8 protein-coding genes are annotated in these 12,765 nt (G+C 39.6%); 7 read left to right on the top strand and 1 reads right to left on the bottom strand.

Translation table 11 applies throughout. The features are described from left to right. Positions 1-2 precede the first annotated feature (2 nt). The 6 genes from QJ048_RS01810 to QJ048_RS01785 all read left to right on the top strand — a co-directional run bounded on the left by QJ048_RS01810 (position 3) and on the right by QJ048_RS01785 (position 6,602). Entirely contained in the window at positions 3-1,367 is a 1,365-nt protein-coding gene (locus QJ048_RS01810) for an HlyD family secretion protein (protein ID WP_282332617.1), read from the top strand. 187 nt (positions 1,368-1,554) lie between these two features. Further along, positions 1,555-2,136 (top strand): RNA polymerase sigma factor, encoded by a 582-nt coding sequence (locus QJ048_RS01805; RefSeq protein ID WP_282332616.1) that lies wholly within the window; start codon positions 1,555-1,557, stop codon positions 2,134-2,136. 24 nt (positions 2,137-2,160) lie between these two features. Continuing rightward, on the top strand, positions 2,161-2,469 hold the full coding sequence (locus QJ048_RS01800; RefSeq protein ID WP_282332615.1) for a hypothetical protein: 309 nt from the start codon (positions 2,161-2,163) through the stop codon (positions 2,467-2,469). A 13-nt stretch (positions 2,470-2,482) separates the two neighbouring features. Next, the gene (locus tag QJ048_RS01795; protein WP_282332614.1) at positions 2,483-2,962 is read left to right on the top strand and encodes a Spy/CpxP family protein refolding chaperone; all 480 of its coding nucleotides are present in this window, start codon (positions 2,483-2,485) and stop codon (positions 2,960-2,962) included. A 102-nt stretch (positions 2,963-3,064) separates the two neighbouring features. Further along, positions 3,065-3,481, top strand: a complete 417-nt coding sequence (locus tag QJ048_RS01790; protein WP_282332613.1) for a hypothetical protein — start codon at positions 3,065-3,067, stop codon at positions 3,479-3,481. A gap of 199 nt (positions 3,482-3,680) precedes the next feature. Continuing rightward, on the top strand, positions 3,681-6,602 hold the full coding sequence (locus QJ048_RS01785; RefSeq protein WP_282332612.1) for a TonB-dependent receptor: 2,922 nt from the start codon (positions 3,681-3,683) through the stop codon (positions 6,600-6,602). Positions 6,603-6,947: 345 nt separating this feature from the next. On the opposite strand, the gene mqnC is transcribed toward QJ048_RS01785, so the two are convergent. Then, a complete protein-coding gene (gene mqnC / locus QJ048_RS01780) occupies positions 6,948-8,072 on the bottom strand; it encodes a cyclic dehypoxanthinyl futalosine synthase (RefSeq protein ID WP_282332611.1) in 1,125 nt (374 codons plus the stop codon). Between the two features lie 852 nt (positions 8,073-8,924). Here mqnC and QJ048_RS01775 point away from each other — a divergent pair. Next, complete coding sequence (locus QJ048_RS01775) at positions 8,925-12,683, top strand: DEAD/DEAH box helicase (protein WP_282332610.1); 3,759 nt, start codon at positions 8,925-8,927, stop codon at positions 12,681-12,683. Positions 12,684-12,765: the final 82 nt, after the last annotated feature.

The following is a 12,765-nucleotide window of genomic DNA, read 5'->3' as shown; positions in this document are numbered from 1 at the left end:
ATATGACTAAAAATAATTTGCAATTAGCTACCGTAGAAAAGGATAGTTCGATAGGAAATGACTTCAAAAAGCGCTCTGATGAGGTTTCGCATATAATAGAACGCATGCCCACTAAGTTTGGATTGTGGGTAGGTGCGATCGTCTTGTTTTTGGTAGGCACAATGATTCTTTTTGGCTTTTTAGTCAAATTCCCTGAAGTGTTGCAAGGTCAGATAACGATTAATGCACAGCAGACTAATGTGAAACTGACTTCCAATACAAACGGAACGTTACAGCTCTTAAAATTCAAAAATGGCGATTCTATAAATGCAGGTAATTGCATTGCGATTATAAAAAACGATGCCCGACTCGCAGATGTCCAATTATTAGATAGTTTACTAAACCGTACCAATATTGATAGGCTTAACTACAATTCCAGTCGTTATTTTTTTCCAAAAAATTTGTCTGTTGGGGAGCTCAATGCTAAATATTTCGCTTTTTTGAACGCATTGTACCAGTTTCTTGACTATACAAACACCCATCCTTTTGAGTTGCAAAGGCAGGCAGGAGGAAATCTTTTCAATGCCCAAAAGAATCTGTTGGAAATAAATAATCAGTCTATTGGCCTGGCTAAATCCAAAAAAGCTATTGCTCAAAAGGCAAACCAAAGAGATTCGGTATTACTAAAAGATAAAGTAAATTCAGAGGCAGATTTTGAAAAGTCCAAAGTCTCAGAGCTTAATACAATGCAGGAACTCGTATCGGTACAAAAAGATGCTATTAATAATGATTATCAATTAAAAGACGCTTCTAATAAATTAAAACAACTAGATGTTCAACAGATTGAAAAAGAACGGGAGTTGGACATTAATCTTCATAATAGTTACTTTGATTTAAAGGCCAGTATTAAGGAGTGGTTCCAAAAATATGCCATCATAAGCCCTATAAACGGCACATTAGATTTTTTAAATATTCTAAAAACAGAAGACTTTGTACAATCAGGGCAAGAAATATTTTCAATTGTACCCAAGGAAAATGAAATGCTTGGATTTATGTATTTGCCCGAAGCTGGCGCCGGTAAAGTGAAGATGAATCAGGATGTGATTATTAAACTGGATAATTATCCGTATATGCAATATGGTTCAGTAAAAGGTAAGGTTAAAAAAATATCGTTGGTTACCAACACACAAAATCTTGCAAACTCAAACGGGCAATCAAAAGTAAATACGTACTTGGTCGAGGTTTCTTTGCCTCAAAAACTAACAACCAACTATGGTTCAGTACTCAGTTTTCATTTTGATACGAAAGGAACTGGCGAAGTGGTTACTAGCAACAGAAGGCTAATCGAAAGGTTATTCGATAACTTGAAATATAGATTAAAGGAATAATCGAAGGCTTCAAATCAACTCTAGGCGAGTATTTTTACGCAAATCCTCAAAATTGGCCTCGTTAACAGCCAAAGACCTCGTTATCCCTCATTTTCAAATTTTCAAATCCCCAAATTTTCAAATTATTTTGTATTTCAGCCACAAGTTTTATCTTGTTGCAGCGTCTAATAACTAAATCGGCCATTGATTGGAGGAAATTCTACTTATACAGGGCTTGCAGCAAAAAGAGGAAAGATCATTCGAAGAACTCGTAAATAATTATAAAAACAAGCTTTATAATACGGTTTTGGGCCTTGTACAGAATGAAATGGACGCGGAGGATATAACCCAGGAAGTATTTATTCAGGCCTACGAAAGCATCCAAAGCTTTAAAGGTGATTCTAAATTAAGTACGTGGCTTTACCGGATCGCTATATCTAAAGCGCTGGATTTCATCAGGAAAAAGAACAGGAAGAAAAGGTCGGCCGTGATTTTCAGGTTTCTTGACCCGGAAAAGAAGGAAGCGGAAGAACCTGCAACCTTTCATCATCCGGGGGTGGTCTTAGAACAACGGGAAAATGCCGCAATGCTTTTCAAAGCGATTAACGAATTACCGGAAAAACAGCGGATCGCGTTCACATTGCATAAACTGGAAGCGCTAAGTTATCAGCAAATTGCAACCGTTCTGGACACATCGCTTTCGTCGGTAGAGTCGCTGATGCACCGGGCAAAAACGAACCTGAGGGAAAATTTATCCGAATATTATTCAAATATGATTAGTGAAAAATAGCTTTTTAACATTAAATTGCTACAGATGAAAAAGGAAGATATTCAACATAAGGTAGAGGAAGTAATGCAAAGTCTTGACGGTGCCGAACGTGCCGAGGCGAGCCCATTCATATACTCTAAAGTGATGAACAGGTTGCAAAACAGAAGCGTGTCTGCCAGGAAGTTTTTAAGACTGTCATGGGAACTCGCCTTCGCGATGATTTTGTTTACAGGATTGAACATTGCTGCATTCTTTTATTTTAATCAAGATGATAACCAGAATGACGATAATGGCTCCATTACGTCATTGGCAAACGAATACACAATAAACTCCAATAACTATAATTACAACTAAAGGTATTACAACGATGAGTACGCTATCAAAACCTGTGTTTTTAAAATGGTTGGTTATTGTTTTATTGCTTATTAACGCTGCCACGCTTGCCTACCTTTATGTAGGAGTAGGAGATAAAAAGAAGCCTGCGCCATCGAAAAGAGGAAGAGATTTTATTGAGAAAGAACTGGGACTTAATGCCCAGCAGAAAATACAGCACGATTCGTTACACAAAATATTTTCGGATAAACAACAAGCAATATTTGGACGCATAAAAGTGCTGAAAGATTCTTTGTATTTCAACTCTAATGCAAGCAACGATTCTGCATTAGTAGATCGTTACACACAACAAATCGGTGCAGAGTTAACCACGCTGGAGAAAGAAAGTTTTTACCACTTTAAAAAAGTGCGCGGTATTTGTACACCTGAGCAACAGGTTAAACTCGACACTATTATAAGTCGCATTAACAACATGCAACGTGGTCCCAGAAAACCACAACAACAGCAACAATAGCTGAAAAAGTTTTCCTAATGAACCATCTTTAAGATGGCCATATAACACCCTTTTAAAAAAATCCTTAAACGTTTTTCTTTTTTTAAACTTAACAAGAGCACTATGAAATGTAAAATTCTTACACTGGCATTGGTATTTACAGTATTAATGGCTGGCGCCGCAGTTGCGCAAAACGGTGGTGGACAACGAACTCCTCCTACGATGGAACAAAGGCTGAAACGCACGAATGATAACATATTCAGCAAGCTGGATTTGAAAAACGATCAGCAAAGCCAAATGGACAAAATTTATACAGAGTATTTTACGAAGATGGATTCTATCCGCAATGCAGGTGGTGAAAGACCTTCTCGAGAAGTAATGCAGAAAATGGGTGCAGATAGAGACGACAAGGTGAAAGCGGTTTTGTCTGCAGATCAGTTTAAAAAATACTCTGATTTGATGGAGGAGCAAAGACAGCAAATGCGCCAGCGTGGCGGTGGACAAGGCCAGGGCGGTGGCGGAAATGCCCCACAACAGTAAAAACTTGGACGGGTTCATTATAGGAGGTGTCAATAAAAATGACACCTCTTTTTTTATGCGCGGCACGAAAGTTTTATTTAATAATGGCGTCTAATTCGAGAGATAAGTGATTGAATAACCGAATAACTGAATAACTGAGTGGTTGAGTTTCAAACACGGTTTTCGAATATAAACTTCTCAGTTATTAAGATGAAAAATTATGAAACGACTTTTATTTTTGGTTTTCGCTGTATTCGCTGCAATTATCACAAATGCCCAAAGCATTACTGTGAAAGGAAGAATTGTAGAGGATACTGCTAAGAAAGCTGTCCCCAACGCCAACGTAGAACTTACTCAAGGTACGGCCGTAAAACGAGGTGCTGTTACCGACAACAAAGGATCATTTTTAATTCAGAATGTAGAACCAGGAAAATACATTTTGAAAATCTCCCGCATTAACTACAAAAGTTTTCAGAAAAACATTGAGGTTACAAATACTGATATTGACCTTAGTGACATCACAGTAGTGCGTGAAGCAAAATCATTATCTGAAGTTGTTGTAACGGCGAAAACGCCACCATCACAACAAAAAAATGATACAACAGAATTTAATTCAAAAGCGTTCAAAGTAAATCCTGATGCGACGGCAGAAGATCTGATTCAAAAGATGCCAACCATTACCGTGCAAAACGGACAGGTACAGGCGCAGGGAGAAAACGTACAAAAAGTGTTGGTAGATGGTAAGCCTTTCTTTGGTGATGACGCAACGTCTGCACTGAGAAACCTTCCTGCAGAGATCATCGACAAAATACAAGTGTATGATCAAAAAAGTGACCAGGCGCAGTTTACAGGATTCGATGACGGCAACCAATATAAGACGCTCAACATTGTTACAAAATCCAATCGTCGTGCAGGGCAGTTTGGTAAAGTGTTTGGTGGTTACGGAACAGACAATCACTACACGGTCGGAGGTAACGTCAATATATTCAATGGTGACAGTCGCATCTCGATCATTGGTCAATCGAATAATGTGAATCAGCAAAATTTCAGCACAGAAGATTTGCTTGGCGTAACAGGAGGTGGTGGCGGAGGCCGTGGCCGTGGCGGATTTGGCGGTGGAGGCGGAGGTGGAAGAGGCCCCGGTGGAAGCAACAATAATATTGGCAACTTCCAGGTTGGGCAACAAAGTGGTATTTCAAAAACAAATGCTTTTGGTATTAACTACACCGATAATTGGGGCAAAAAAATAAATGTAAGCGGAAGTTATTTCTTCAATAGAAGTGATAATGACCTTCTGCAGAATACAGACAGAACAAACCTGTTGAAGGATAGCGGAAGAACGCACTATCTCGAAGATCTTGCGAGCAAAACCATGAATGTGAATCATCGCTTCAACTTTTTATTTGAATACAAGATTGATTCGTTCAATTCGTTGCAGATACGTCCGCGTTTAAGCTATCAGATAAATAATGGTAATTCGCTGACAAATGGAAGCACAGATACAATAACAGGTTTGCCGGTCAACAGATCAACCAATCTTGCAAACTCTGATTTGAACGGATATAATTTTAGCAATAACATTTTGTTCCGTCACAGCTTTAGAAAAAAGGGAAGAACTTTTTCTTTGAACATCAATAATGGGTTTACACAGAATGACGGCAATGGAAAATTGTTAGCAGAAACAGACTATTACAATTCATTGGGTAATCCAACTGATACAACGCTGACCAATCAAATTTCGAAGTCAAATGCAAACGGCTGGACGATGGCCATAAACGGAACTTACACAGAGCCGATAGGAAAGTACAGCCAATTGATGGGAAGTTATCAATGGACGGATCAGCAAAGTAAATCTGATAAAGAAACGTTTTTGTACAACGCCAATCAGAAAGAGTATAATGAATTGGATACCACGCAAACAAACAAATTCAAAAGCGATTACATAACGCAACAAGCGGGGCTCGGATACAATTATCAAAAACAGAAAATCAACCTGATGGTGCGTGGTGCGTTCCAGTGGGCAGATCTGAACAATGAACAATTTTTTCCAAAGCCGTTTAATCTGAAAAAAGATTTCAACAGCTTTTTGCCAATGGCATTGTTTCAATACAGAGTATCGCAACATGAAAATTTAAGGATCAACTATCGCACAAACACGAACAATCCTTCTATTTCTCAATTGCAGAATGTATTGGATAAATCAAATCCTTTGCAAATGTCAACCGGTAATCCAAACCTGAAACAAACGTATCAGCAAACGTTGAACATTCGATATAATAAATCGAATACACAAAAAGGAACGTCGATGTTTGCATTCATCAACGGATCGTTCAGCGATAATTATATTACCAACAATACGATTACTGCAGTTCGTGATTCTGTTTTGCTTACGGGGGATACACTGCATAAAGGTTCTCAATTTATATATCCCGTAAACATCAATGGATACTGGAACTCCAGGGCGTTTGTTACGTTTGGTTTCCCGGTTGGTTTCCTGAAATCAAATCTTAACCTGAATGCAACAGCAGGTTATACGAATGCTCCCGGGTTGGTAAACTCTGTAGAGAATGTTGCGAAAACACAGAACTATTCCGTTGGTATCGTATTGGCTAGTAACATTAGTGAAAAAGTTGACTTTACTATTTCATCGAACTCAGGTTATAACATAACGAAAAATACTGCCCAGTCCTATGCTAATAACAACTATTTTAGTCAGGCCACTTCATTACGTTTCAACTGGATCTTTGGTAAAAATTTCGTTTACAATACAGACATCACTCACACATACTACAACGGAATATCTGGTAACCCCAACTATTTCCTATGGAACATGGCAGTGGGTAAAAAATTCCTGAAAGACAACCGTGGTGATCTGCGACTGAGCGTGTATGACATTTTGAAGCAAAATCAAAGCATCACGCGAACAGTTGATCCTTCCTACTATCAGGATGTGAAAACAAATGTGTTGCAACGTTACTTCATGCTAACGTTCACTTACACATTGCGCAATTTTAAAACAAAAGGAACGACGATTCCTGAAAATCAATACAACGAACAAAGGCCACCCGGAATGCGTATGGGCATGCCTCCGGGAGGAGCAGGACCACCGCCAGGTGATGGAGGAGGACCTCCTATGTTTTAATCGAAAAGCCGGACTTAAAGGGTCCGGCTTTTTTTATTTCGTAGCTTATCCCGTGCTCTTCGAAGCTTATAGCTTCGGAGTTATATTCTATCGCCTCCGGCGATGTTTTTGTTGTCGGAAACAACAGAATATATCTTTAAGGCTACAAGCCTTAAAGAGCAAAGGCACTCGGGGCACAGGATTCACTAAGAGATAATGTAAAGTATTGAAAATAAAAAGTACGATGCTCGAAATGCATCAGAGTATAACCTCCTAGCGAATTTCGTACATCGTACTTCGTACACCGTATATATTTCCTCAGGTTCTCAGCATTAAAAGAATTCTTAATTGCTAATTCCTAATTGATTAATAATTGATCACCTGTTCCACCATCACCTGTGGCATCTGCCTGAACTCATATTGCTGATTGCGTAATTGAGGTTCGAAACCGGCTTCGCGGATAGCGGCCTGAATACTTTTGCTCGTAAAGCGGTGAGGAGCACCGGCAGCACTCACAACGTTTTCTTCGATCATAATGCTACCCCAATCATTCGCACCCGCTTGTAAACAAATTTGCGCCACTTCTTTACCCACTGTCAACCAACTTGCCTGGATGTTCTTAACATTAGGCAACATGATGCGACTCAGAGCAATCATGCGAATATATTCTTCAGGAGTAGTAAGATTGTGTACACCACGAATACGTGTAAGCAATGTATCTACATCCTGGAACGTCCATGGAATGAATGCGATGAAACCCTTTGCATCTGCTGGTTTGCGAGCCTGTACATCACGAATTTTAACTAAGTGCTCAAAGCGTTCTGTCAATGTTTCCACATGACCAAACATCATTGTTGCGGTAGTAGTCAAACCGATTTTATGCGCTTCGTGCATAATGTCGAGCCATTCCTGCGAACCACATTTTCCTTTGGAAATTAATCTGCGGACGCGGTCAACCAGAATCTCTGCACCAGGGCCCGGCATTGAATCCATACCCGCCTCTTTCAAAGCAATCAAAGCTTCACGATGGCTAACTTTTGACACTTTACAGATGTGTGCCACTTCGGGTGGTCCGAGTGTATGCAATTTGAGATTTGGATATAGTTGTTTCAATTGTCTGAACAAGTCAACATAATATTCCAAACCCAGTTCCGGATGGTGACCACCTTGCAAAAGCAATTGCTCTCCACCGTATTTAAAAGTTTCGTCTATCTTACGTTTGTACGTTTCAATGTCAGTGATATAAGCATCCGCATGACCAGGGATGCGGTAGAAATTGCAGAATTTACAGTTCGCCACACACACATTTGTCGTGTTCATGTTGCGGTCAATGATCCAGGTAACTTTTCCATGAGGTACTTGCTTTTCCCTCAAAGTATTCGCAATGTGCATTAAGTCAGTCAACGGTGTGTTTTCAAACAGAAATACGCCTTCTTCCACGCTTAAAAACTCAAAATTCAACGCTTTCGCATATAGTTCGGATAGCTGCATTGTTTGGTGATTGAAAGTCAAAGGTAAATACATCAATTTGAAAATGTGGTAATTTGAAAATTTGAAAATTGGGTTTCTGTGAAAAGTCCCTGAGAATTTTTCAAACATTGTGTAAGACGGCCGTTCTGACGACTCGGTGCGCAGAATGAATTCTCAAATTTTCAAATTGTGGCCTCCAACATTAACACTTTGTTTAAGAAGTATTTTTCTTAACTTACAATTAATACAAGATATTCACGTTGTAGTTACGACTTAGATTACATCGTGAGCGTATTAGCTTACTGATTGCCTGCAACAGGTTAACATATGATTTTTATTAACAATGTTATGTGTTAATAAAGCCATTTGGATTTTACCTTTAAATAAATAGATCGGAAATTTGCATCGTAAAAAAACAATAAACCAGACATCATGAAGCAAGTACTTTCAAAACTTTCACTGATACTAAATTGGCTTTTGAAGAGAAGACCAGTATTGGTTCCGATTCCAGTGCAAAATCGCAAACTTAAATAAGCAGAGATCTTTACACACAAGACATCATACTTTTAATCAATTACATTTAGTAAATGAAAACAGTCAGGATTTAGCGATCCTGACTGTTTTTTTTATAAGGCGTGAATGGTCAATCGGGAATCGGGAATTATTCGTCTATTGTCTGCATTTCAAAATAATAGGGGGCCATTCACTATTCACGATTGACCATTCACCAGGTTAATTTTACAAAACGTTCCTGAAACATATTGAAATCTGCAATACTTTGCTTTACTTTTGCAGATTAACCTTTTCGGTCTTGAGAGTGTGCAAAAACGAATTTCCGGCTATGAACACTCCTCGCCGATTTTAATAGTTACTATGGCGCTACCGCATCTTATTAAATACGTTTATACCAATGGTACTGATGAAGTGATCAGGAGGGGGAAGAAGATTCATGCTATCGGATATGTGGAGCTGATAGAATATGATGAGTTGCTGGGCTCTGTAGTTTTTAGGGTTAAAGACGATAGTTACAGCACTTATTATAAGGTTCATATTCAAAAGTTCAAGGATCCCAAAACACTTTCTCTTCGCTGTACCTGTCCATACAACCTGGGTGATATTTGTCGCCACGAAGCTGCTGCTTTAATTCAGTTGCAGGAACTACTTGACAGGAACATGCTGAAAATGGAAGAAGTGGTGTACGATCAGCGACACACGGTAGTGAAAATGAAAACGATTGATCTTAAAACGATCCGTTTGCTCTGCTCGCCGCAAACTCTTACTGATGCTGAACAATATTTGCGTACTAATAAGGCTTCCATTGAACAAGCCAAAGATGAACTGGTAAAAGCAAAAGTTGACCTTGATGGTAAGGTATACAATGTTGTTATCCGCAAAAACGAAGAGCGCAACTTTGATACCAGTAGCGATTACGTAGACGAAGCGCATCCTTTATCTCTTCCCAAAGTGATTGTTTTCCTGCAATTACTCAATGCTCATGGCCCTTATTATTTTGATACTATTCGCAATTGGGACAAGGAAAAAAACAAATTACTCGAAGCCTACGGTTATTCACTTAGTGACGATCTCAAAGGTAAATTTGAGTTTAGCTATAAAGAAGGGAAACCATTCCTTCGTGTGCTGGATATAAGCATCAAACGCATTAATCCTTTAACGACTGCCGTTAAACCGAAGCCAGTTGAAGTAGTTGCAGAGCAAGAGACGGAGGAGGAAGTAACTGTATTGACTGCTTCTCAAAGGATTGGTGTGGTGTTTAATTTCAATCACGATTCATATCCCGGCTTTTTAGTAGAAGCCGTGCAGGGCGAAGCAAACGAAGAGCGGCAGGCGTTCCTGGGAAAAATAGAAAAACTTGATCTATCTAAGTTTATCAACGTGGATGTGTTAAGCGATGATGATAAACTACTCGTTCCTGCACTACGCAAAATGCAGGAATCCGAGATCACAAAATATCTCAACAGAAATTCTCCTTTCAGCGGTATTTGGGAAAACATTGTTCATCACGAAACTGACGAACTACCCGAAGAAACAAAAAGTCTGATGGTAGAATATCTTCACCCAAAACTGAAAAAACTTTTCGGAGAAATTTCCGGCAATCCGTTTACGTTTTATCTCAACAGTCATAAAGTTTTCCGCACGGAAAACCTTAAAACAATCGGCATCGTAGCAGAGCCAATTGTACCTTACTTCAAGGTTACTACTAACAAGAAAAATCAATACGAAGTAAGTTGCTGGGTAAATCTTAGCGGACAAGAGTTGAGTATTGCAGACAATCAACTTTCAGGAAATATTCTTTTCTTCTACAAGGAGAACTTGTACCTCTGGAGAGATGTGGAAGACATCAGCAGGATTGAATCTTTCTTCAAAAAAGGAAGCATCACTATTTCAAAAAGTGAATGGCCGGAGAAACTGCGCACGATGATCATTCCGCTAACAAAGAATTATCACGTAGAATTTGAAAACACTTTAGTTACGGCTATAAAAGACGGCGAACCTGAGAAGAGAGTAATGCTGGTGGAAAAAGGAGATTACCTTGTTTTTCAACCTGTGTTCTCCTACAAAGGCTTCGAAGTAAAAGCCGGTGATAAAGATGAATTGATTGTGCCCGATGGTGAACGTGTGTTGATTGTTCATCGTGATAAGCCGACAGAGCAACAGTTCATCAGCAAAATTGAAGCACTTCACTCCAACTTTATAAAGCCCGAAGGCACACACAACCTGGTATTGAAAGGTGCAGATGTATTGCGCAATAACTGGTTCTTCCTTTTTGTGGATGCCATGCGTGATATGAAAGTGCCGGTGTATGGATTTGATGCGTTGAAAAACTTCCGCTTTAACACGGCGAAACCGCAAACGAAAATTTACATCAGCAGCAATACCGATTGGTTTGATGCGAAAGTGGACATCATTTTCGGCGATCAGAAAGTGACCATTTCTGAAGTGAAGAAAGCGCTGGCAAACAAACAGCAGTTCGTTCAACTGAATGATGGAACGCTTGGTATTTTGCCGGAAGAATGGATAAAAAAATATTCATTGCTTTTCCGGGTAGGTGAGGGAAAACAAAATGAGCTTAAGCTTTCTAAATATCATGCCGGTGTTATTGACGAGTTGTATGCAGAAAGAAATGAAGAGGAATTGTTTGTACAACTCGAAGAAAAATATGAACGCCTGCGTGGTTTCAAAAGTATTAATGAAGTAGAGCCGCCGGCGCATTTGCAGAAAATATTGCGTCCATATCAGGCATTCGGTTTCCAATGGTTGAACTACTTAACAGAAGTGAATTGGGGTGGTATTTTGGCAGATGACATGGGTCTTGGTAAAACCATCCAGGCATTGTCTTACCTGCAGCATTTTAACGACGAGCATGGCCCTTTAATTGCCCTTGTCGTTTGCCCAACAACGCTGATGTTTAACTGGGAAAACGAGATCAGGAAATTTACGCCAACGCTTACAAGTTATATCCATCATGGCGGCGATAGAACCCGTGATAAAGAAACGTTGAAGAAAAGCAATGTGATCATTACGACATATGGCACATTGAGAAGCGATATAAAAATGCTCGCTGAAATCAACTTCGACTATGTTGTACTGGATGAATCGCAGGCCATTAAAAACCCTGCAAGTAAAGTAACAAAAGCAGCTTGCATATTGAAAGCGAAGCATCGCTTGTGTATGAGTGGTACGCCTTTGCAGAACAATACGTTCGACATATTTGCACAAATGAACTTCCTGAATCCGGGCATGCTTGGAAGCATGGAGTTTTTCCGCCAGGAATTTGCCATTCCGATTGACAAATTCGGCGAAGCTGATAGAAAAGATCACTTACGCAAATTGCTTTTCCCATTCATTTTGAGGAGAACAAAAGAGCAGGTGGCGAAAGACCTTCCGGAAAAAGTGGAAACGATTTTGTTCTGCGAAATGGAAGAAGAACAACGCAGCATTTACGATGCTTACAGGAATGATTTCCGTGATAAAATTTTGGGAACGATCGAATCGCAGGGTATTCAGAAATCACAACTTACGATCTTGCAGGGCTTGATGAAGTTGCGCCAGATCTGCGATTCGCCGGCGATTTTGAACGAAGAGGAAAAATTTCCGAATGTTTCTATCAAGCTGGACGAACTGACTAGAGAGATCACAGAAAACATCAGCGATCACAAAGCACTGGTGTTCTCTCAATTCCTTGGCATGCTTGGTTTGATACGTGAGAAACTAAAAGAACAGGGCGTTAAGTTTGAATACTTTGATGGTAGTACTTCTGCCATAGAAAGAGAAAGAGCCATTCAGAATTTCCAAAGGAATGATGAATGCCGCGTGTTCCTCATTTCACTAAAAGCTGGTGGTGTCGGTTTGAACTTAACTGCTGCCGATTACGTGTATATTGTTGATCCATGGTGGAACCCTGCCGTTGAGCAACAAGCGATTGACCGTACGCACCGTATCGGGCAAACGAAAAGCATTTTCGCTTATCGCATGATTTGTAAAGACACAATTGAAGATAAAATTTTGCAACTGCAGGATCGCAAGCGCTCGCTCGCGAAGGACCTTATCTCCGATGATGAAGGCTTCGTGAAGAATTTGACGAAAGCAGATGTGGAATACTTATTCTCTTAATAATAACTGAATAACTGAATGACTGAATAAACTGAATGTTTAAATTCAATTTTACACTTCAACTATCAGTCACTCAGTTTAT

The organism is Pinibacter soli (assembly GCF_029961145.1).
Lineage (GTDB): Bacteria > Bacteroidota > Bacteroidia > Chitinophagales > Chitinophagaceae > Pinibacter > Pinibacter soli.
The sequence above is the reverse complement of the archived record's forward strand: the minus strand, read 5'-3'. Positions and strand labels throughout refer to the sequence as shown.